The following is a 20,655-nucleotide window of genomic DNA, read 5'->3' on the forward strand; positions in this document are numbered from 1 at the left end:
ACGACACGAGGGGAGGGGCGGATGGACTTCGATGACAGCGCGTCCGACCTGGCGTTCCGGCGTGAGGTCGGCGCCTGGCTGGACGAGGCGCTGAGCGACGTCCCCGACCAGGAGGAGTTGTCGCAGGACGAGCGCGAGAACTGGTCGCGGGTCTGGCAGGACCGGCTCTGCGCCGGCAACTGGGCCGGGCTGTCGTGGCCGGTCGTGCACGGTGGCCGGGGCCTGGACTCGCTGGCACAGGCCATCTTCAACGAGGAGGCCGCGGTACGCGGTGCGCCGTACCCGCTCAACGGGGTCGGCATGATGCTCGCCGGACCGACCGTCATCGCGCACGGCACCGACGAGCAGCAGGCCCGGCACCTGCCCGGCATCCTGCGCGGCGAGGAGTACTGGTGTCAGGGCTTCAGCGAGCCCGGCGCCGGATCCGACCTGGCCGGTCTGCGGACCGCCGCCACGAAGGTGGACGGCGGCTGGCTGATCAACGGCGCCAAGATCTGGACGTCGAACGCGCACAACGCCTCCCGGTGCCTGCTGCTCGCCCGCACCGACGCCGACGCGCCCAAGCACCAGGGGATCACCTACTTCCTCGCCCCGATGGACGGGTTCACCGTCCGGCCGCTGACGATGATCAACGGGGACACCGAGTTCAACGAGATGTTCCTCGACGACGTCTTCGTCCCCGACGCCGACGTGCTCGGCGGGGTCGGCAACGGCTGGCGGGTGGCCCTGACCACGCTCGCCTTCGAGCGCGGCAGCATGGCGCTGAACCTCTGGGTGTGGGCCCGCCAGGCGGTGGACCGGGTCGTCGACCTCGGCATCGCGCGCGGGGTGGCCGACGACAGTGCCTTCGTCGACGCGGTCGGCGCGTTGCAGTGCGACGCCGAGGCGGTGCGGATCGGGTCGATGCGGATGCTCGGCGAGAGCCGCGCCGGGGGAGTGCCCGGACCGGAGACCTCGGCCCTCAAGAGCCTCTGGGCCGGGGTGGTGCAGCGCGCCAACCGGCTCGCCGTGCACCTCGACGACGGGGGCGGGGTGTTGCTCGACGGCGACGGCGCCGCCGCCCGGATGCGCCGCTACCTGCGTGCCCGCGCCCACACCATCGAGGGCGGCACGGAGGAGGTCCAGAAATCGATCCTGGCGGAGCGGGTGCTGAACCTGCCCCGCTCACGCTGAGCGGAGTCATCGCGTGCGGGCAACATTCACCCAGGAACAGCAGGACATCGCCAAGACCGTCGGCGCGCTGGCCGACGCGGAACGCGCCACGGGCGGGCTGCCGACGCACTGGCAGGCCCCCGCCGGTGACGCGACGCTGTTGCGCGACTTCGGGCTCCTCGGTGTGCCGGAGCAGGTCGGCGGCATCGGGTCGAGCCTGATCGACCTGCTCGTCGCCGTCGAGGCGCTCGGCGAACGGCTCGTCGCGAGCCGGTTCCCGGCGCACGCGGCGGCGGTGCAACTGCTCTGCGGCAGCGGGCACGGTACGCCGCTGCCGGACGAGGTGCTCGACGGCAGCCGGGTGCTGACCCCGGCGGTGGACGTGCCGGGGGCCACCGCGCGGGCGGACCAGGTGTCGCCCCGCTCGGCGGTCCGCACCCTGGTGCCGTACGCGGCACAGGCGGACGCGGTGGTCGCCCTGGGCGCCGCCGAGGGCGTGTGGACCAGCGTGCCGGTCGAGGTGACCGCGCGCGAGTCGGTCGACCCGTCGGTGCCGCTGTCGGACGTCACGCTGCCCGATCCGCAGGAGATCGTGCCGGCCGGCACCGGGGCGGCCCGCGCCACGTTGGTGGTCGCCGCCGAACTCTGCGGTGTCGCGCAGGGCGCGATCGAGCTGGCCGCCGAGCAGGCGCGTACCCGTCAGCAGTTCGGTCGGGTGATCGGCTCGTTCCAGGGCGTCGCCTTCCAGCTCGCCGAGGCCGCCACGGCCCGCAAGGCCGCCTGGGACCTGACCCTCTACGCCGCCTGGGCGGTCGACAACGGACGCCCGGACGCGGAGATCCAGGTGCACGCGGCCAAGGCGGCGGCCGGGGCGGCGGCGGTGTTCGCCGCCGAGCGGTGCATCCAGGTGCACGGCGGCATGGGCATCACGATGGAGGCGGTGCCGCACCTGTTCCTGCGCCGAGCCCTGGTGCTCGACGCCCGATTCGGTCGCGGCTCCTGGCACCGCCGCCGTGCCGGCGAGTTGCGCATCGCCTCTCGACGTTCGTCGTAACCCCGCTGACCTGCGAAACCCTTGCAGGTCGACGACCACAGCGGTAACATACCGGCTGGTCGGAATAAACGAGGAGAAGCCGTGAAGTTCGGAATCATGAACCTGTTCCCGGTGAGTGACGGCACATCCGATCACCAGGTGCTGCGAGAGACCCTCGACGAGATCCAGCTGGCCGACGAGCTCGGGTTCGACTCGATCTGGCTGGCCGAGCACCACTTCTCGAAGTACGGCATCCTCGGCAGCCCGGTGAACTTCGGCATGGCCGTCGCCGAGCGGACCCGACAGATCACCATCGGCACCGCAGTCCTCGTGCTGCCGCTGCACCACCCGCTGCGGCTGGCCGAGGACATCGCCGCCCTCGACGTACTCAGTGGAGGCCGGGTCTCCATCGGCGTCGGCCGTGGCTACCAGCCCGCCGAGTTCGCCGGCTTCGGCATCCCGCTGGAGGAGTCGAAGCAGCGCTACCAGGAGACGCTGGAGGTGCTGCGGCTCGCGTTGTCGCAGGAGAACTTCTCCTACCACGGCAAGATCTTCCAGTACGACAACGTCACGACCTACCCCCGGCCGTACACCCCCGGTGGTCCGCCCATCCTCCAGGGCACCGTCTCCCCGGACAGCTTCCGCGAACGCGGCGCCCTCGGCGAGTCGATCATCACCTCGCCGAACTTCACCCCGTTGGGCGTGATGCAACGCAACTTCGACCTCTACCGGCAGAGCATGCGGGAGAACGGATTCGACATCAGCACCTACGACCTGCCCTTCATGCAGCAGGTCTGGTGCGGTGACAGCAGTGAGGGACTGCGCGCGGCAGCCCAGGCCGCCCTCAACTACTACAAGTCCGTCGGCAAGGTCATCCCCGGCTCGGAGGAGGCCATCGACAAGGAGCGTGCCTACTACGCGGCGGTCGCCAAGAACATCGAGCTGCTGACGCTGGAGCAGACCCTGACCCACGGCGGCAACTTCGGCTCCGCCGACCGCGTCATCGAGACCATCGAGATGCTGCGCGAACAGCTCGGCATCAACCACTACATCGGCTGGCTGCGGATCCCGTCGCTGGACCGCAGGGCCGCGCTCAAGTCGATGGAGGAGTTCGCCGCGAAGGTCATCCCGCACTTCCGCGCCACCGCCGCGAAGGACGACACGGTGAGTGCGCCCGCCGCCGCCGAGGCGGTCGTCGGGTGAGGATCAGCTGCTTCCTCAGCGCCCAGTTCGACCCGGCGGCGTCGCCCACCGAGGGCATCGACGGCGTCCTCGCCCAGGCCGCCGCCGCCGAAGCTGCCGGCTTCCACGGCGTCTACCTCGGACACCACTACCTGGCCCGGTCGGCGTTCGTGCAGCCGATCCCGCTCGCCGGTCACCTGGGACACGCCACCAACCGCATCCGTATCGGCTTCGGCGTCCTGCTGGCGCCCCTGCTGAACCCGATCGCCCTCGCCGAGGACCTCGCCTCCCTCGACGTGCTGACCCGTGGTCGGCTGACCGTCGGCATCGGCGCCGGCTACCGACGCCGGGAGACCACCGCCTTCGGCGTGGCGTGGGAGGACCGGCTGCGCCGCCTGCGCGAGTACGTCCCGATCCTGCGCGCCCTGTGGCGCGGCGAGACGATCGACGCCGCCGGCAGTTGGGGCGAGGTGCCGCAGGCCAGCCTGCCGCTGCGCCCGGTGCAGCCCGGCGGCCCGCCGATCTGGATCGGCGCGTTCGCCGAACCCGCCATCCGACGCGCGGCCCGGCTCGACGCCCCCTGGCTCATCGGCCCCAAGGGCGACGACGCCGAACTCGCCCGACTCCTCGGCATCTACCGCGCCGAACTCGCCGAACGGGGCCTCGACCCGGTCCGCGAGTACCCGATGAGCCGCGAGGCGTTCATCGGCGACAGCTACCGCAGCGCCGTCGCGGCGGTCCGCCCGCACCTGCAACGCCAGTACGCGGGCTACAAGTCGTGGGACGAGGCCCAGTCGCTGGACCTGGACCGCTACCTGGCCCAGGACTGTCTGGTCGGGTCGGCCGACGAGATCGTCGACAAGCTCCGCCGCTGGGAGAACGACCTCGGCATCACCGAGGTGTCCCTGCGGCACCAGTTCGTCGGCGCCAGTCAGGAGGAGGCGATGGACCAGCTCGCCCGATTCGGCGCCGAGGTCGTCAGCCGGGTCGCCACCCCGAGCACCGAGGAGTCGACGCGATGAGCGGCGCGAATCTCGCCCTGATCCTGCACGGGCGCGGCACCGACCGGGGCGACGTGCCGGGCCTGCACGGCGAGGACGGCCGTTCGTGGACCTTCGACGAGATCGACCTGCTGGCCGGGGGCGTCGCCGCCGCACTGCGCGCCGAGGGCGTCGGCGCCGGTGACCGGGTCGCCTGCTATCTGACCAACGGCCCCGAGGTCGTGTTCTTCCTCTTCGGCGCCTGGAAGATCGGCGCGGTGCCGGTGACGGTCAGCAGCCTCTACAACGCCGCCGAACTCGCCGAGTCGGTCGCCAAGACCACCCCGCGCCTGCTGCTCGTCGACGACCGCCGGCCCGAGGTCGTCGCCGAGTTCCTGGCCGGCACCGACCTGCCGGTCCGCTCGGTCAGCGAACCGGTCGCCGGGGCGCCGGCGCTGCCGTGGCGACGCCCGACGCGGGTACCCGCCGTCGACGTCGCACCGGACGCGGAGGCGTGCATCCTGTTCACCGGCGGCACCACCGGCCGGCCCAAGGCGGTCAGCGTGACCCACGGCGGCTCACGGGAGTCGCTGATGCGGATGGCGCGGGTGGCCACCGGCACCGACGCCGAGGGCAGCGCCGCGACCGACGCGAAGCCCAACCTGATCGCCCTGCCGCTGTTCCACAGCGGCGGCCAGCACTCGCTGCTCTTCGCGTACTTCGTCGGCCGGGCCGCGGTGGTCTGGGAACGCTTCGGCGTCGACCGGCTCGACGGACTGATGCGACGATTCGCCTTCGACAACTTCTTCTTCCTGCCCACCATGGTCTTCGACATCGTGCACACCGAACGGGACCTGCCGTTCGAGGGCGTGAAGTCGGTCCTGGTCGCCGGACAGGCCATCTCCTGGCCGGTCCGGCGGGCCTTCGAGCAGCGCTACCACGTACCCATCCTGGTCAACTACGGGTCCACCGAGGCCGGACACATCGCCGGGTGGAACGGCCGGGACATGAAGGCCGGTCGGTGGAAGCCCGGCTCGGCCGGCCGGGTCTATCCCGGGGTGGAGCTGGAGATCCGCGACGAGACCGGCACCGCGCTGCCGGTCGGCGCGGAGGGCGAGGTGGTGGTCCGCTCCGCGTTGACCAAGGGGTACGTCGACGACCCGGCCGCCTCCCTCGAACTGGTCCGCGACGGCTGGGTGCACACCGGCGACATCGGCTACGTCGACGACGACGGCGTGCTGTTCCTGGTCGGCCGGAAGCGAGACATGATCAAGTGCGGCGGCTTCCAGGTGTGGCCCGAGGAGATCGAGGACGAACTCCGCGAACACCCGCTGGTCGACGACGTCCGGGTGCTCGGCCGCCCCGACGACCGGCTGGGCGAGATCCCGGTGGCCCTCGTGGTCCGCCGGACCGACGACTCGATCCCCGACGCGGTCCTCGCCGACGGCATCGTCGCGTTCGCCCGCGACCGGCTCGCCCACTTCAAGGCACCCCGACGCGTCGAGTTCGTACCCGCCCTGGAACGCAGCACCACCGGGAAGACCAGTCGGGTCGCGGCACCCGCCGCCGAGGGAGGTCGGAGCTGATGAAGTTCGGCATCATGGCGTCGCACCAGTATCCGCACGGCGACGACCTCGGCCGGCACCTGAGCGACCTGTTCGGCACCGTGGAACTCGCCGCCGAACTCGGCTACGACTCGGTCTGGACGATCAACCACTTCCAGTCCAACCTGGCCACCCCGCAGCCCATCTCGATGCTGGCCAGCCTGATCCCGCGCTCCGGTGAGATGACCCTCGGCACCGGCATCCTGCTGCTGCCGATGTTCCATCCGGTGCACGTCGCCGAGGAGTTCGCGACCCTGGACCACCTCTCCGGTGGACGGGTGGTCCTCGGTGTCGGCGCCGGCTACCGGGAGAACGAGTTCGCCGCCTTCGGCCTGGACCCGCAGGCCCGGTTCCGCCGCTTCGACGAGAGCCTGCGACTGATCCGGGCCCTCTGGGGCGGCACGCCGGTCACCCACGACGGCGAGTTCTATCCGCAGGTCGACGCCACCATCGGCATCCGACCGCTGACCCCGGGCGGCCCGCCGATCTGGATCGGCGCGGGCGGTCGCAAGGCCGTCCGCCGCGCCGCCCGCCTCGGCGACGCCTGGTACGCGCCGGGCAACTCACCGAGCCGCCGGTTCCTGCCCGAGCACCTCGCCGTCTACAACGAGGCGCTGGCCGAGTACGGCCGCGACCCCGCCACCGTGCAGCGCCCGGTCGGCGTCGAACTGTACTGCGCGCCCACCACCGAACAGGCAGTCGAGGAGGCCCTGCCGCACGCCCGGCGGGAGTACTCCACCTACGCCGAGTACCCGGCGCTGCGCTGGCAGCGCGACCGCTTCGACGACCTGGTCCGCAACACCCTCCTGCTGGGCTCGCCGGAGTTCCTGATCGAACGCATCTCCGCCCTGCGGGACCTCGGCTTCGACCATCTCATCTTCCGTCCCGGATGGCTCGGCATGCCGACCGAGCGACTGCGCGCCTCGCTGCGACTGTTCGCCACCGAGGTGTTCCCCGCCTTCCGCACCAGCCGACCCTAAGGAACCGCCGTGAAGAAGACCGAAGCCGAGCTGCTGGCAGACCAGTGGGACGTCGAGAACATGGAGGTCGACCCCGAGGTCCTCGCGACGTACGTCCGGTACGACGTGGACGAGGAGCGGTCCGTCGCGACGATCACCTTCGACCGCCCCGACCGGCTCAACGCCATCCCCGTCGCCGCCTTCGAACGCGTCGGTGACCTGGTCCGCGAGGCGGAGACCGACGACCGTGTGAAGGTCATCGTGTTCAAGGGGGAGGGCGACCACTTCGGCACCGGCGCCGACGCCGCCGAACTCGGCCACTACATCGGCTACAAGACCGGTACCGACAAGGCGTCCCGCCGCCGCCCGGCGCAGCGGCAGCGCATCCTGCCCGACCGCAACGTGCTCAGCTCCGGCTTCACCCGGCCCATCATCGAGTCGTTGAAGGCCACCATCTGCCAGGTGCAGGGCTACTGCTACGGCGGGCACTTCCAGATCGCGCTCTCCGCCGACATCGTCATCGCCAGCCCCGACGCCCGCTTCACCCACCCGGCGTTCCGCTACCTCGGCCCGGCCCCGCAGGACATGTACCACTGGATCGAGAAGGTCGGCCTGACGACGATGAAGGACGTCATGCTGACCATGCGGGCCATCGGCGCCGAGGAGGGCGAACGCAAGGGCCTGGTCACCAAGGTCGTCGAGCGCGAGGAACTGTCGCGCTGGGTGGACGACTACGCCGACGCGATCGCCGTCATGCCGCTGGACTCGCTGATGATGGGCAAGTCGATGATGCAGGTGGTGATGGAGGCGCGGGGCAAGGGTCTGGGCGCGATGACCGGGTGGGTCGGCCACGGCTGGGCCACCAACGTCAGCTTCGCCGACGGCGACTGGAACTTCCTCAAGGAGCGGCGGGAGAAGGGCATCGCGCAGGCGTTGGCTGACCGGGACCGGCTCGTCGCGCCGTACTTCCGGCTCAGCGACTCCCGGGCCCGCGAGAAGTAGGCCGCGATGAAGTTCGGCGTCCTGCTCGACCACCAGTACGCGTACGACGACGACCTGGGTCGACGCCTCGGCGAGACCGTCGAGTACGTGCAGCACATCCGTGACCTCGGCTACGACTCGGTCTACGGCATCCACCACTACCTGTCGTCGCTGCGGACCCCCCAGCCGTTGCCGCTGCTGAGCCGATTGATCGACCACTCCGGCACGATGGAGCTGGGCACCGGGATCCTCATCCTGCCGTTGGGGCACCCGGTGCACTGGGCCGAGGAGATCGCCACCATCGACCAGATGTCCGGCGGCCGCTTCGTCCTCGGCATCGGCGCCGGTTACCGCGAGGTGGAGTTCGACTCGTTCGGCATCGACCGGCGCACCCGGGTCTCCCGGATGAACGAGGCGCTCGCGGTGATGCAGCGGCTCTGGACCGGCGAGACCGTCCACCACGAGGGCCGGCACTTCACCCTCGACGGCGTACGGTGCAGCGTGCTGCCCGTCCAGCAGCCGCACCCGCCGGTCTGGGTCGGTGCCAACGGCCCCACCGGCATCGCCCGGATCGCCCGTCAGGGACTGCCCTGGCTGGCCCCGTCCAACGTCCGGCGCAACTGGGCCGTCGGCAACCTCGCCGACTACCGCGAACAGCGCCGGGCGGCCGGCTTCAGCGAGGAGGGCGCGGTCTTCCCGATCCACCGTGACCTCTGCGTCGCCGACTCCTTCGACGACGCGTACGCCCTCGCCGGTGACGCGGTCCGCCGCTCCTACGGCGAGTACGTGCAGTACGGCATGGACTTCTTCGAATCCCAGTGGGAGGCCATCAAGGAGCGGGCACTCTTCTTCGGGTCCCCCGACGACATCGCCGCGAAGGTGCAGGACTTCGCCGACGCCGGATTCAACCACTTCGTCTTCCGCGCGCAGTGGCTCGGCCAGCCCATCGAGGACTCGATGCGGATCGTCGAACGTTTCGCCCGCGAGGTCATGCCGAGGTTCCGCACATGAAGATCGGACACGTGATCGTCCCCGCCGACGAGCTGGACGCCCAGCTCGACTTCTACACCCGTCTCGGGCTGACCGTCCGCTTCCGGGACGGCGACCGGTACGCCGCGCTCACCGACGGCACGGTGACCGTCGGACTGGCCGACGCGTCACAGCAACCCGTCGCCGGCCGGACCCTGCTCAGTATCCAGGTCGACGACCTGGACGCCTGCCTCGCGCAGGTGACGGCCGCAGGCGGCACGGCGGGCGACGTCGTAGTGGGCCCGCACGAGCGACGGGCGGTCGTCGTCGACCCGGGCGGCAACCCGCTCGTCGTCTACCAGCGCCTCGCCTGACCGCCGTCCATCGGAGCCCGCGCGGCACAGACCGGCCGCAGACCACCCTTGCGGCGATGCGCAGGTCAGTGCACGTGCTGGCCGGTGCGTAGCCGTCCGGGCTCGACCACCTCGGCGTAGACACCGAAGCAGGCCGCCTGGCCCAACCCGGCCACGGGGACGCGGTAGTGCCGGGCCAGCGCGCTCAGGACGCCGCGATCGGCGGGTACGTCCGCCTGGGCGAGCCCGGGGACGACGCACCGGGGCGTGGGTACGACCACCCGGAGCAGGACGTCACCGAGGCGAAGTTCCTGACCCGGCTCGGGATCACCGGGCGCGTCGAGCACCAGGTTCGGTCGGAAACGTGCCGCGACCGCGCCGGCTCCGCCGGTGCGTGCGCCCAACGTGGACAACGCGCCGGTGGTCACCAGGTGTACGGCACCGAAGTCGACGAAGCGTCCACCGGGCTGTGCTCCGGCGAGCGCCGTGACGGTGTCCTGGCCGGGAGGTACGTCGTCCATCCACTGCGGCACCAGGCCCGCGTCCTGCGGCAGGGTCCGGTGCAGCCTCGGGTCGGACGGCACCTCCCGGATCAGTCGCACCGGGCGGCCGAGATGATGACCGAGCACCGTCTCCGCCTCGGCGGTCCCGGCCCGCACCTCGTGGCCGTCGACGCGCAGGGTCAGCGTCGGTTCGGGATCGCCGTCGCGCAGCGTCGCACCGACGTCGAGCAGGCGTCCCCACCGTCGCGGGTGTTTGGCGCTGCCGATGGTCGCGTCCTGCCCGTCGACGCACGCCCACACCCGGTCACCCCGCAGGCCGGCCGGTTCGACGTCGACCTCCGGCAGGATCTCGGCCCGTGCACTCTTGAGCGGATAGCGCCGCAGCGCGACGACCTTCGGCATCGCTGCCTTCCTTGCGTTCCCACCAACCTGGACCGTCCGAGGTTAACTGTCACCGGACGGAACGCCGGGAACTCGACCGGCCTGTCGGACGACGCGGTACGTGGAGGCGATCGACAGCGGTTGCGGTGCCGGACGGCGAAGGCGGGGGAGCGGGATGCCCGGGAGCGGGGCGGCGCGGTCCTTCAGCGGCGCGCAGTGGGCGGTGCTGGCGAGCGGCCTGCTGGTCAACGTCGGCTCGTTCTCGATCTATCCGTACCTCGCGGTGCTGCTGCGCGAGCGGATGGGCCTGGGCATGGGGCAGATCGGCGTACTGCTCGGGGTGGCGACCCTGGTGCAGTTCGCCAGCGCACCGGTCACCGCCGCACTGGCCGAGCGGATCGGCCTGCAACGGTGCCTGCGCGGCGCGACGGTGCTGTACACGCTGGGCGGATGCGGGTTCCTGGCGGGGGAGGGGCGGCCGGGGCTCACCGTCGCCGGTCTGGTGCTGATCTCGGCCGGCGGCGCGCTCTACTCACCGGCGTACCGGGGATATCTGGTGCACGGCGTCGGCCCGGAGGCCCGGCCCCGCCTGGTCTCCGCCGGCAACGCCGCCGGGAACCTCGGCATCGCCCTCGGACCGGTGGTCGGAGCACTGCTCATCCGGTACCCCGGGGCGATGTTCACCGTCGTCACGGCGCTCTACGCCGGTCTGGCGCTCGGGCACCTGTTCCTGCCCCGCGAGCCGTCGGGTGCACCGACCGTGCCGGTGGAGCCGTTCCGGCGGGTGCTGTCCGGTGTGGCGGTGTTGCCGTTCGCCGTGACCGCGCTCTCCATCTATCTCTACATGCAGTTCTATCAGTACCTCTCCAGCTATGCGCAGGGACGGGTGGCCACCCTGGTCTTCGGGGCCGCCATGATGGGGTACTCCCTCGGCCTGGCGCTCGCCCAGCCGCTGGTGGCCGAGCGGGTCGGGCGGATGGCGTACCGGCCGGCGATGGCCGTCGGCTTCGGCTGCCTGGCGGTCGGGATGGTCGCCTTCGCCGCCGGCCACTGGTCGAGCCTCCTGGTCGGGGTGACCGTGATCAGCCTCGGCAACGCCGTGCTGTTCCTCAAGAACGACCTGGAGGCGCTGGCCCGGTCGCGCCGGTCCGCCACGGTGGTCTTCGGCCAGCAGCGGTTGGCCGTCGGCGTCGGCTCCTTCCTCAGCGGGGTGGTCGGCGGCAACGCGTACGGGGCCTTCGAGGCGGCCGGGCTGCTGCCGGGGTTCTGGCTGGCCGTGGCGGCCCAGTGCGTACTGCTTCCGCCGCTCCTGCTGGGCGGACGCGCGCTGGTCCGGCGTCGCCGGGACGCGACGGCCGGGTCCCGAGCCGCGGGTCCACGGTGACGTCGCGGGAACCAGGTACGCCGCCTCGCCGACTAGACCTATCGAGCGGCCACCGCAATGCCGCCGGCTGACGCACCCCGGGAGAACTCGTGCCGCGACCCCGTCCGCTCGTTGCCGCCCTCGCTGTTTCGCTGGCGCTGACCAGCGCCTGCGGTGCCGGTGCCGACGACACCGCCTCGTCGACCACCCTGCGCATCGCGCTGAGCGCCGAGTCCGGCGCGCTGGACCCGCACGCGTTCACCGGCAACTTCCTGCTGCTCGACGCCCTCTACGAGCCGCTGGTGACCTACGGCCGGGACGGAGCGTTGGAACCGGGGCTGGCGCAGTCCTGGACCGTCGCCGAGGACGGCCGGCAGGTCACGTTCGACCTGCGCGACGGCGTCCGCTTCACCGACGGCACGCCGGTCGACGCCGCCGCCGTCAAGTGGAACTTCGACCGCTGGGTGGGCAACGAACGGTTCTCCTTCTTCCGCGCGTCCCGGGTGATCACCACGGTCGAGGCCCCCGACCCGGACACCGTCCGTCTCACCCTGGCCGAACCGTACGAGCCACTGCTCCAGGAACTGTCGATCGTCCGTCCCGTCCGGCTGCTCAGCCCGGCGTCGGTGGCCGCCGACGGCACGTTCGGGCAGCCGGTCGGCACCGGCGCGTGGAAACTGGACTCGACCAGCGCCACCGGTGCGGTGCTGACCCGCAACGACGACTACTGGGGCAGCCGACCCGAGGTGGAGCGGCTGGAGTTCCGCGTCATCCCGGACTCCCAGGCGCGCGCCGACGCCCTCACCAACGGCGAGATCGACCTGATCGGCGGCGCCTACCTCGCGCCGATCACCCCGATCGAGGCCAGGGCCCTCGGTGAACGCGACGACGTCACGCTGCTCACCGGCGCGCCGGACGTCTCCATCATGCTCGGGTTCAACCCGGACGGTCCGGCCGGCGACCGCGCCGTCCGGGAGGCCGTGAGCCGGGCCGTCGACACCACCTCCCTGGCGAGGACACTGCTGCTGGACTACGCCGAGCCGGCCCGGCGGGTGTTCCCGCCCGACGTGCCGGACTCCGGCACCGACCTGCCGATCGGATTCGACCGGGCGGCGGCGAACCGGGTCCTGGACGCCGCCGGATACGCCCGCGACGGCGACACCCGCGCCAAGAACGGCACGCCGCTCGCCCTGCGGCTGCTCGTCCCCGCCACCCCCGCCGAGGGCCAACTCGACCCCCGCACCATGGCCTCGGCGATCGCCGCCGCCCTCACCGAGGTGGGCATCACCGTGGAGATCGCCCCGGTCGACGCCGCCACCTACTACGACGAGCGGGCCGAGGGCCGCTACGACCTGACGTTCTTCGAGACCCTCGGCGCACCGTACGACCCGTCCAGCTCGATCGTGTCGCTGTTCACCAGCGGTGCGAGGGCCCCGCTGTGGGTCACCCCGCAGACCGAGGACCTGGTGGACAAGGCGCTGTACGCCCGCGACCCCGCGTCCCGCGCGGCGGCCCACCAGAACCTGTACGACGCGGTCGCCGCCGACGTCGGGTTCGTGCCGCTGGCGTACCGGCCGCGCCTGTGGGCGGTCCGCGACCGGGTGCGGGGCTTCGCCGTGCCGCCCAGCGACGTGGACCTCGAACTGACCGGGGTCACCCTCGGGTGACGGGGGCCGGGTGGCTGCGCCGCGTCGGCGGTCGGGTCGCACGGTGGACCGTCGACACCGTCGGCGTACTCCTCGCGCTCTCCGCCGGCACCTTCGCCCTCGTCCTGCTGGCCCGGGGCGACGCGGCGGCGATGCTCGCGGCGACCCGGGCCGGCCGCCCGGCCACCCCCGAACAGGTCGAGGCCGTCCGCGTCGAACTGGGCATGGACGCCCCGGCTCCGGTGCGGTACGTGCGGTGGCTGCGCGACGCCGTCACCGGCGATTTCGGTGTGTCGCTGCGCACCGACACACCGATCGGACCCGAGATCGCCGACCGGATCGGCGTGACCCTCGGCCTGGTGGCCGGCTCCACCGTGGTCGCCCTGACGGTGGGGGTGGTGGTCGGTGTCGCCGGGGCGGTGCTGCGTCGCGGCCCACTGCGCGGCACTCTGCGCGTCGGGGCGCTGCTGGCCACCTCCGTACCGGCGTTCTGGCTCAGCTACCTGCTCGTGCTGCTGCTGGCGCTCCGCCTGGGCCTGGTGCCCACCTCGGGCATGGCGGGCCCGGCGACCTGGGTGATGCCGATGGCGGTGCTCGGACTGCCGGCGGCCGGTGTCCTCAGCCGGGTGGTGGCCGTGACGCTGCGCGAGGCGCTCGACCGGCCGTACGTGCTGGCCGCGCAGGCCCGGGGAAGCTCACCGCTGTCCATCGTGTTCCGGGACGGCCTGCCCAACGCCGCCGGGCCGATCCTGTCGGTCGCCGGGTTCACCATCGGCACCCTGCTGGTGGGCACGGTGGTGGTGGAACAGATCTTCGGCTGGCCCGGCCTCGGCGCCTACTTCGTCCGGGCCGCCGCCGCCCGCGACGTACCGGCACTCCAGGCCAGCGCGCTCCTGCTCGGCGGCGGGTTCATCCTGGCCAACCGGCTCGCCGACGTGGTGCAGGGGCTCGTCGACCCGCGATCGCGCCGCACCGTCGGCCCACCCGGGACCCGTCGCGTCCCGGCCGTCCGGGGAGAGCCGACGTGAGCCGCCTCCCGAGGATCACCGGACACCTGCGGACCGCGATGGTGGCGCTGCCGCTGCTGGTGTTCGCGGTCGTCGGACTGCTGGCGCCGCTGCTCGCTCCGGCCGACCCGACCGCCAACGACCTGGCCGCGAGCCTGCTGCCCCCGTCGACCGAGCATCTGCTCGGCACCGACCAGCTCGGTCGCGACCAGCTCAGCCGGATCCTGCACGGCGCGCGGATCTCCCTCACCGTCACCGCGGCGGTCCTGGCGATCTCGGTGACCGTCGGCGTGGTGGTCGGCACGATCGCCGGGTACCTGGGCGGCCGGGTCGACCGGATCGTGGCCCGGATCGTCGACATGGCCGTCTCGCTGCCCGGCATGCTGGTGGCGCTGGCCGTCGTCGGCGTACGCGGTGCGGGCACGGAGAATCTCGTCATCGCGATGTCGTTGTGGGCCTGGTCCCCGTACGCCCGCATCGCCCGCGCCCGGGTCGCCGGTCTGCGCGACAGCCCGCACCTGGACGCCCTGCGGCTGCTCGGCGCCGGACCCGCCCGCATTCTCGGCCGGCACCTGCTGCCGCCCGCGCTCGGCCCGTGCCTGGTCTACGCCAGCACCGACGTCGGCGCCATCGTGCTCGGCGTGGCCACGTTGAGCTTCCTCGGCCTGGGCATCCCGCCCCCGCACGCCGAGTGGGGCCAGATGCTCGTCGAGGGGCGACCGCATCTGGGCTCGGCCTGGTGGCTGGCGTACCCGCCGGGCATCGCGATCACCGCGATCGTGTTCGCCAGCAACCTGCTCGGCGAGCGCCTGGCGGCCGGCGACGAACGCCCCTCGATCCTGCGGTGGGTGCTCCCGACGCGCCCGCGAATCCCGCGTCCGCCGTCGGCCGACGCGTCCCCTGCTCCCGGCGGACCTCCCGTTCCCGCCGGGGCTCCCGCTCCCGGTGACGCCGTGGCTGCCGGCGGTTCTCCCGGTGCCGGCGGTCCTTCCGCTCCGGGCGGACCTCACGCTGCGGGCGGACCTTCCGCTCCGGGCGACGACGCGGTTCGCGGCGTGCGGGACGGTGGCCTGCTGCGGGTCCGCGACCTCGTGGTCAGCTATCCGTCCGGCGGCGGGCGGCGTCGGGTCGTCGCGGGAGTCGACTACGAGGTGGCCCGGGGCGAGATCCTGGCGATCGTCGGCGAGAGCGGCAGCGGCAAGACCACCTCGGCGCTGGCCCCGTTCGGCCTGCTGGACCCGAGCGCGACCGTCTCCGGCTCGGCGACGCTGCGGATCGGACCCGACGTCCACGACTTCGTCGGCCTCGCCCCGTCCGCCCGCCGCCGACTCCACGGCCGCCGGGTGGGCGTGGTCTTCCAGGACAGCCTCGCCACTCTCAACCCGTTGCGGACCATCGGCGCGCACGTCGACGAGGCCGTCCGCAACGCCGGTCGCGGTGGCGGCCGGGCGGTGACCCGCCGCGTCACCGAGGACCTGCTGCGCCTGGCGGGCCTGACCGACCCGGCCACCGTCGCCCGGCGCCATCCGCACCAGCTCTCCGGTGGGATGCGGCAACGCGCGCAGATCGCCGTCGCCCTCGCCGGGCGACCCGCCCTGCTGGTCGCCGACGAACCCACCTCCGCCCTGGACGTCACCGTGCAGTCCCACCTGCTCGACCTGCTGGCCCGCCTCCGCGAGGAGCTGGACATGTCCATGATCATCGTCAGTCACGACCTGGCCGTGGTGACCCGGCTGGCCGACCGGGTCGCCGTCGTCTACGCCGGCCGGATCGTCGAGTCCGGACCGCTCGACGCCGTGACAGGTGACCCCGCCCACCCGTACACCCGTGGTCTGCTCGACGCCGTGCCCCGACCGGGAGCGGCACCCGGCACCCGTTTCCGCACCATGCCGGGGCGCTCCGGTGCCGGCCCGGACGACGGGCCGGGCTGTGCGTTCGCGCCCCGGTGCCCGATCGCGGTGTCCGCCTGCGCCCACGAGACACCCATACCGGTGACGGTGGACCCACGGATCGGGCACCGGTCGGCGTGCCTGCGGGCGCCCGGCCGCGCCGAGCTGCCGGCCGCCGTCGGTGAGCGGGACGGTGGCTGACCGATGCTGCGGGTGGACCAGGTCAGCGCCGGCTACTCCGGCTCCCGCGCAGTCCCTCGGGTGGTCGAGGAGGTCACGCTCCGGGTCGACGCGGGGGAGATCGTCGGACTCGTCGGCGAGTCGGGATGCGGCAAGACGACACTCGCCCGCGTGATCACCGGCTTGCACCGGCCGCACACGGGTGTGGTCCGGTTCGGCGGGGTGGACGTACACGGGCTGCGCGGTCGGGAGCTGCGCGCGCACCGGCGGCAGATCCAGATGGTCTTCCAGGACCCCTACCTGACCCTCAGCCCTCGCCAGACGGCGCGGCAGGCGGTGGCGGAGCCGCTGCACATCCACCGGATCGGCGACGCCCGGTCCCGGGCCGCGCGGGTCGCCGAACTGCTGGACCTCGTCGGGCTGGACCCACCGGCGGCTGACCGCCGACCCCGCGACCTCTCCGGCGGGCAGCGGCAACGCGTGGCGATCGCCCGGGCGTTGGCGCTCGGTCCCCGCCTACTGGTCTGCGACGAACCGGTCACCGCGCTCGACGTGTCGGTGCAGGCGAAGGTCCTCAACCTGATCTGCGACCTTCGTGACCACCTGGGGCTGGCCTGCCTGTTCATCTCCCACGATCTCGCCGTCGTCCGGCAGCTCGCCGACCGGATCGCGGTCATGCACCAGGGCCGCATCGTCGAGCAGGGCGCGACCGCGCAGGTCACCGCCGCGCCCCGCCACCCGTACACCCGCACGCTGCTCGCCGCCGCCCCCCGGATGTAAGGAGGGGTCCCCTGCTATCGCCTGGTGTATAGCAGGGGACCCCTCCTTACATCCGACCCCTCGGGAAAGCCTATCTTTTCAGTAGGTTTTAGGAGGTCAGTGAACTGGGGAGCGCCCGGCGGTAAGGGGATCGAAAGGGCTCCTCGGCATAGTCCTGGTCGCTGCGACATCGCGCGACAAGGGGGAGACATGCGGTTCAAGGTGTTGGGTCCGTTGACCATGATGCCGGGGCGACTGCCCAGCGCGCCGAAGCAACGGCAGTTACTCGCACTCCTGCTCCTGCACGCCAACACCGTCGTCACCATCGACGACTGTGTCGACGAGCTGTGGGGTGAGCAACCACCGCACAGCGCGCACTCCACACTCCAGACGTACGTGATGAACCTGCGCCGGGTGCTGCGCCTGGAGGCGGAGCCGCGCCACGGCGGTCGCATCGTCACCCGGGAACGCGGCTACGCCCTGCACCTGGAGCCGGGCGAGCTGGACCTGGAGGACTTCCAGCGGGTGGCCGGCGACGGCAGCGAGGCGCTCGCCGCCGGCCGGTACCCGGAGGCGGCCCGGCTGCTGCGCGCGGCGCTGGACATGTGGCGCGGCCCGGCCCTGGTCGACGTGCAGGCCGGTCCGATCCTGCGGGGTCGTCTCGACGGCCTGCGCGAGGTGCACCTCGCGGTGCAGGAGGAGCGGGTCGAGGCCGACCTGCGGATCGGTCGGCACCGCGAGCTGCTGGGCGAGCTGCGCACACTGGTACGCCGGCATCCCACCCACGAGAACCTCTGCGCCCAACTGGTGCTGGCGCTGTACCGCAGTGGCCGTACCACCGAGGCGCTGGCCGAGCTGCGGCACCTGCGCACCACGCTCGGTGAGCGGTTCGGGCTGGAGCCGTCACGGCGACTACAACGCCTGGAACGGGCCGTGCTGCGCGCCGAACCCGCCCTGGACCTGCCCGTCGGGTCGTCCGCCGACCGCAGTGTGCACCACCTGCTCGTCAACTGACCACCGTCACCGTCGCGAAGGAGGCAGCCATGCCGGTCACCGAGCCCGCCCGCACCCGCCCGCCCGTCATCGACGCCCGCACGTACGCCGAGATCCTGCAGTTCTACGCCCGGCACTTCCAGCTCCTCGACGAGGGTCGGGCGGAGGAGTGGGCGGACCAGTTCACCGAGGACGGCGAGTTCGCGCAGAACGTCAAGCCCGAACCGCGCCGGGGCCGGTCCGCGATCGCCGCCTCCATGCGCCGCGGAATGGACAGCATCGCCGAGCGTGGGCTCATCCGCCGGCACTGGTACGGCGCCGTGACGGCCGAACCGGCGGGCGAGGACACGGTGCGGACCCGCTACTACGCGACGGTGTTCGAGACCTCGCGCGGCGGTGGCGAGGCGCGGGTGTACCTCAGCACCACCGCCGAGGACGTCCTGGAACGGCGCGGCGACGGCTGGTTCGTCCGCCGTCGCCACGTCGCCCATGACGGGACCTGAGCCGGGGCGGCGGTCCGGTCCGGACCGCCGCCGCACGGCGTCCGGGCTAGTAGTCCAGACCGCCGTCGACGTGCAGCACGTGCCCGTTGACGTACGAGCTGTCCGGCGAGGCGAGGAAGAGCACCGCCCGGGCCACCTCGTCACCGGTCGCGGCCCGGCCCGACGCCAGCGATCCGCGCAGCCGACCCCAGAGCCGTTCGTTGGCCAGGATCTGGCGACCCATGCCCTCGTCGACGACGCCGGGTGCGACGGCGTTCACGGTGACGCCGTCGCCGCCCAACTCGGCGGCGAGAACCCGGGTCAGCGTCTCGATCGCCGCCTTCGACACGCTGTACGCGCCGGCCCCCACGATCGGCCGCCGGGCCAGCAACGAGCTGACCGTGACGACCCGTCCGGCACCGGAGGCCCGCAGCAGGGGCGCGGCGGCCTGTACGCAGTGCAGCACGCCGGTGAGATTGGTGGCGAGCACCTCGTCCCACTGCGACACCGGCAGGCCGACCAGCGGACCGGGTCGGCTGATCCCGGCGTTGGCGACCAGGATGTCCAACCCGCCGTACCGGTCCTGCACGCCGGCCACCAGCGCGTCGACGGAGGCCCGGTCGGTCACGTCGACCGGGAACCGGTCCCCGTCCTCCGGTGCGCCACGCGACGCGGACACCACCGTGGCGCCGGCGTCGGTGAGTGCCCGTGCGATGACCCTGCCCAGGCCGGCCGTGCCGCCGGTGACCACCGCGACCTTTCCCTTGAGGACCATGAGAACTCCCTTCCGCGTCTGCCGGACCACCGGTCCGGTCCTGTCGTGGCCGGTGCAGCGCACCGACCGTCGTCCACCGCTACACCGACGTGACGAGCGGGCCGCCGTGCAGGTGGACCATCTCCCGGACGACCGGCCGCGACGGCAGGTACGCCCCGGGCACCTCGCCGCGTTCCTCCGCGTACGCCCGGTGCAGGTTGGCGACGAGCCGCTCCGCCTCCGGCAGGTGGGCGAACGGATGCCCGGTGGCGCTCCGGGCCGCCGCCAACGCGGGCAGCCGGTCGGCGAGGCCCCGCCGGGCCAGCCCCCGCAGCCAGCGCAGGTACGCCTCGGTGTCGTCGAGGACCTCCGGCCCGGTGACCTCACCGTGCCCGGACACCACCACCCGGGGTCGCAGCGCCCGGAGCCGTGCCAGCGCGTCCAGCGACCCGGTCACCGATCCCATCAGCACGAAGGGCGTCCGTCCCGAGAAGACGACGTCCCCGGCGAACAGCACCCGCCGCTGCGGCAGCCACACCACCACGTCGTTGGTGGTGTGCGCGGGACCCACGTGCATCAGCTCGACGCGTACCCCGCCGGGGTCCAGGGTGAGCTGCTCGCGCAGCGTCACGTCGGGCAGGCGCAGCCGGATCCCGGACCAGTCCACGTCGGGCCAGAGTTCGCGCATGGCCAGCCCGGTCCGCGCCATCTCGGCGTGCGCCAGGTCGTGCGCCACGATCTCGGCGTCGGCCGGGAAGACGCAGTTGCCGAAGACGTGGTCACCGTGATGGTGGGTGTTCACCACCACCTGCGGACGGTCCGGCGCGACCCGGCGTACCTGCGCGAGCAGCGCCCGGGCCCGATCGCGGGTGGCGGCGGTGTCCACCACCACGACCCGGTCGGTGCCGACGACGATGCCGGCGTTACCGACACACCAGCCGCCCGGCCGCTGGACGTACGCGTACACGTCCGGTGCCACCGGCACCAGCGTGGCTCCTGGCTGGTCCGTCATCTCACCTCCGGTCGCACCGCGGGGTCACCGCCCCCAGTGAGCCCAACCGGGCTCGGTTCCGGCTGGAGAAGCCGTCTCGACCGGGAGGTCCGGCGATGACCATCGACGTCCTGGGTGGCCTGCGGGTCGGTGGCCCCGACGGTGACGCCGGCCCCACCGCGCCCAAGCAACGACAACTGCTCGGCCTGCTGGTGCTGCGCGCCGACCAGGTGGTGCCGGCCGCCACCTGCATGCGGGAGCTGTGGCACGACCATCCGCCGCGCAGCGCGGCGACCACCCTGCAGACGTACGTCATGCACCTGCGCCGGGTCCTGGCACACGCCGACGTGCCGGCGCGGGTGGTCACCTGCGGGCACGGCTACCGCCTGCGCGTCGACCCGCTCGACACCGACCTCGGCGTGGTCCACACGCGGGTACGGGAGGGGGAGGAGCGGGCCGCGGCCGGCGACCCGACCCGCGCCGCCCGATCGTGG

20 protein-coding genes are annotated in these 20,655 nt (G+C 72.6%); 17 read left to right on the forward strand and 3 right to left on the reverse strand.

Going from position 1 to position 20,655, the window contains the following annotated elements; all coding sequences use genetic code 11:
* Positions 1-21 precede the first annotated feature (21 nt).
* From EYA84_RS03610 to EYA84_RS03650, 9 genes are all read left to right on the forward strand, one after another.
* Positions 22-1,173, forward strand: coding sequence for an acyl-CoA dehydrogenase family protein (locus EYA84_RS03610; protein WP_131051566.1), 1,152 nt, complete (start codon positions 22-24; stop codon positions 1,171-1,173).
* 13 nt (positions 1,174-1,186) lie between these two features.
* Complete coding sequence (locus EYA84_RS03615; protein ID WP_131051567.1) at positions 1,187-2,206, forward strand: acyl-CoA dehydrogenase family protein; 1,020 nt, start codon at positions 1,187-1,189, stop codon at positions 2,204-2,206.
* An 81-nt stretch (positions 2,207-2,287) separates the two neighbouring features.
* Positions 2,288-3,388, forward strand: a complete 1,101-nt coding sequence (locus tag EYA84_RS03620; RefSeq protein WP_131051568.1) for an LLM class flavin-dependent oxidoreductase — start codon at positions 2,288-2,290, stop codon at positions 3,386-3,388.
* Complete coding sequence (locus EYA84_RS03625) at positions 3,385-4,389, forward strand: LLM class flavin-dependent oxidoreductase (protein WP_161594901.1); 1,005 nt, start codon at positions 3,385-3,387, stop codon at positions 4,387-4,389. The genes EYA84_RS03620 and EYA84_RS03625 overlap by 4 nt, the downstream gene beginning before the upstream one ends.
* Positions 4,386-5,933: a class I adenylate-forming enzyme family protein gene (locus tag EYA84_RS03630; RefSeq protein WP_131051570.1), complete on the forward strand. Its 1,548-nt coding sequence runs from the start codon at positions 4,386-4,388 to the stop codon at positions 5,931-5,933. The genes EYA84_RS03625 and EYA84_RS03630 overlap by 4 nt, the downstream gene beginning before the upstream one ends.
* Positions 5,933-6,931: an LLM class flavin-dependent oxidoreductase gene (locus EYA84_RS03635; RefSeq protein WP_131051571.1), complete on the forward strand. Its 999-nt coding sequence runs from the start codon at positions 5,933-5,935 to the stop codon at positions 6,929-6,931. The genes EYA84_RS03630 and EYA84_RS03635 overlap by 1 nt, the downstream gene beginning before the upstream one ends.
* Positions 6,932-6,940: 9 nt before the next feature.
* Positions 6,941-7,912 (forward strand): enoyl-CoA hydratase/isomerase family protein, encoded by a 972-nt coding sequence (locus EYA84_RS03640; protein WP_131051572.1) that lies wholly within the window; start codon positions 6,941-6,943, stop codon positions 7,910-7,912.
* Positions 7,913-7,918: 6 nt separating this feature from the next.
* On the forward strand, positions 7,919-8,902 hold the full coding sequence (locus EYA84_RS03645; RefSeq protein WP_131051573.1) for an LLM class flavin-dependent oxidoreductase: 984 nt from the start codon (positions 7,919-7,921) through the stop codon (positions 8,900-8,902).
* Positions 8,899-9,234 carry a VOC family protein gene (locus tag EYA84_RS03650; RefSeq protein WP_131051574.1) on the forward strand — a complete coding sequence of 112 codons (336 nt, stop codon included), beginning with the start codon at positions 8,899-8,901 and terminating at the stop codon, positions 9,232-9,234. Before EYA84_RS03645 ends, EYA84_RS03650 begins: the two co-directional genes overlap by 4 nt.
* A 65-nt stretch (positions 9,235-9,299) precedes the next feature.
* Here EYA84_RS03650 and EYA84_RS03655 read toward each other — a convergent pair whose 3' ends face one another.
* The gene (locus EYA84_RS03655) at positions 9,300-10,118 is read right to left on the reverse strand and encodes an MOSC domain-containing protein (protein ID WP_131051575.1); all 819 of its coding nucleotides are present in this window, start codon (positions 10,116-10,118) and stop codon (positions 9,300-9,302) included.
* Positions 10,119-10,272: 154 nt separating this feature from the next.
* On the opposite strand from EYA84_RS03655, the gene EYA84_RS03660 reads away from it, so the two are divergent.
* The 7 genes from EYA84_RS03660 (at position 10,273) to EYA84_RS03690 (ending at position 18,437) form a co-directional block, all read left to right on the forward strand.
* On the forward strand, positions 10,273-11,481 hold the full coding sequence (locus EYA84_RS03660) for an MFS transporter (protein ID WP_131051576.1): 1,209 nt from the start codon (positions 10,273-10,275) through the stop codon (positions 11,479-11,481).
* A gap of 89 nt (positions 11,482-11,570) precedes the next feature.
* A complete protein-coding gene (locus EYA84_RS03665; RefSeq protein ID WP_131051577.1) occupies positions 11,571-13,127 on the forward strand; it encodes an ABC transporter substrate-binding protein in 1,557 nt (518 codons plus the stop codon).
* Positions 13,124-14,134 carry an ABC transporter permease gene (locus tag EYA84_RS03670; protein WP_131051578.1) on the forward strand — a complete coding sequence of 337 codons (1,011 nt, stop codon included), beginning with the start codon at positions 13,124-13,126 and terminating at the stop codon, positions 14,132-14,134. Before EYA84_RS03665 ends, EYA84_RS03670 begins: the two co-directional genes overlap by 4 nt.
* Entirely contained in the window at positions 14,131-16,203 is a 2,073-nt protein-coding gene (locus EYA84_RS03675; protein WP_131051579.1) for a dipeptide/oligopeptide/nickel ABC transporter permease/ATP-binding protein, read from the forward strand. The genes EYA84_RS03670 and EYA84_RS03675 overlap by 4 nt, the downstream gene beginning before the upstream one ends.
* Positions 16,204-16,206: 3 nt before the next feature.
* Complete coding sequence (locus EYA84_RS03680; protein WP_131051580.1) at positions 16,207-16,962, forward strand: ABC transporter ATP-binding protein; 756 nt, start codon at positions 16,207-16,209, stop codon at positions 16,960-16,962.
* Between the two features lie 189 nt (positions 16,963-17,151).
* Positions 17,152-17,955 carry an AfsR/SARP family transcriptional regulator gene (locus EYA84_RS03685; RefSeq protein WP_131051581.1) on the forward strand — a complete coding sequence of 268 codons (804 nt, stop codon included), beginning with the start codon at positions 17,152-17,154 and terminating at the stop codon, positions 17,953-17,955.
* A 29-nt stretch (positions 17,956-17,984) separates the two neighbouring features.
* Positions 17,985-18,437, forward strand: coding sequence for a nuclear transport factor 2 family protein (locus tag EYA84_RS03690; RefSeq protein WP_131051582.1), 453 nt, complete (start codon positions 17,985-17,987; stop codon positions 18,435-18,437).
* A 46-nt stretch (positions 18,438-18,483) separates the two neighbouring features.
* Here the strand turns inward: EYA84_RS03690 and EYA84_RS03695 are convergent, their stop codons facing one another.
* Both EYA84_RS03695 and EYA84_RS03700 read right to left on the reverse strand, forming a co-directional pair.
* Complete coding sequence (locus EYA84_RS03695; RefSeq protein ID WP_131051583.1) at positions 18,484-19,191, reverse strand: SDR family NAD(P)-dependent oxidoreductase; 708 nt, start codon at positions 19,189-19,191, stop codon at positions 18,484-18,486.
* A gap of 79 nt (positions 19,192-19,270) precedes the next feature.
* On the reverse strand, positions 19,271-20,182 hold the full coding sequence (locus tag EYA84_RS03700; RefSeq protein ID WP_176092689.1) for an MBL fold metallo-hydrolase: 912 nt from the start codon (positions 20,180-20,182) through the stop codon (positions 19,271-19,273).
* Between the two features lie 95 nt (positions 20,183-20,277).
* On the opposite strand from EYA84_RS03700, the gene EYA84_RS03705 reads away from it, so the two are divergent.
* Positions 20,278-20,655, forward strand: a 378-nt coding sequence (locus EYA84_RS03705; protein WP_131051584.1) for a helix-turn-helix domain-containing protein, incomplete at its 3' end; no start/stop codon positions are given.

Origin of the sequence: Verrucosispora sp. SN26_14.1, from assembly GCF_004307965.1 — a bacterium.
Lineage (GTDB): Bacteria > Actinomycetota > Actinomycetes > Mycobacteriales > Micromonosporaceae > Micromonospora.

Bases quoted from the DNA above. Each gene is read 5' to 3' on its own strand.
- EYA84_RS03700 (WP_176092689.1), bottom strand. From the start codon at position 20,182: ATGACGGACCAGCCAGGAGCCACGCTGGTGCCGGTGGCACCGGACGTG.
- EYA84_RS03630 (WP_131051570.1), top strand. From the start codon at position 4,386: ATGAGCGGCGCGAATCTCGCCCTGATCCTGCACGGGCGCGGCACCGAC.
- EYA84_RS03655 (WP_131051575.1), bottom strand. From the start codon at position 10,118: ATGCCGAAGGTCGTCGCGCTGCGGCGCTATCCGCTCAAGAGTGCACGG.
- EYA84_RS03690 (WP_131051582.1), top strand. From the start codon at position 17,985: ATGCCGGTCACCGAGCCCGCCCGCACCCGCCCGCCCGTCATCGACGCC.
- EYA84_RS03680 (WP_131051580.1), top strand. From the start codon at position 16,207: ATGCTGCGGGTGGACCAGGTCAGCGCCGGCTACTCCGGCTCCCGCGCA.
- EYA84_RS03610 (WP_131051566.1), top strand. From the start codon at position 22: ATGGACTTCGATGACAGCGCGTCCGACCTGGCGTTCCGGCGTGAGGTC.
- EYA84_RS03685 (WP_131051581.1), top strand. From the start codon at position 17,152: ATGCGGTTCAAGGTGTTGGGTCCGTTGACCATGATGCCGGGGCGACTG.
- EYA84_RS03635 (WP_131051571.1), top strand. From the start codon at position 5,933: ATGAAGTTCGGCATCATGGCGTCGCACCAGTATCCGCACGGCGACGAC.
- EYA84_RS03645 (WP_131051573.1), top strand. From the start codon at position 7,919: ATGAAGTTCGGCGTCCTGCTCGACCACCAGTACGCGTACGACGACGAC.
- EYA84_RS03660 (WP_131051576.1), top strand. From the start codon at position 10,273: ATGCCCGGGAGCGGGGCGGCGCGGTCCTTCAGCGGCGCGCAGTGGGCG.
- EYA84_RS03695 (WP_131051583.1), bottom strand. From the start codon at position 19,191: ATGGTCCTCAAGGGAAAGGTCGCGGTGGTCACCGGCGGCACGGCCGGC.
- EYA84_RS03650 (WP_131051574.1), top strand. From the start codon at position 8,899: ATGAAGATCGGACACGTGATCGTCCCCGCCGACGAGCTGGACGCCCAG.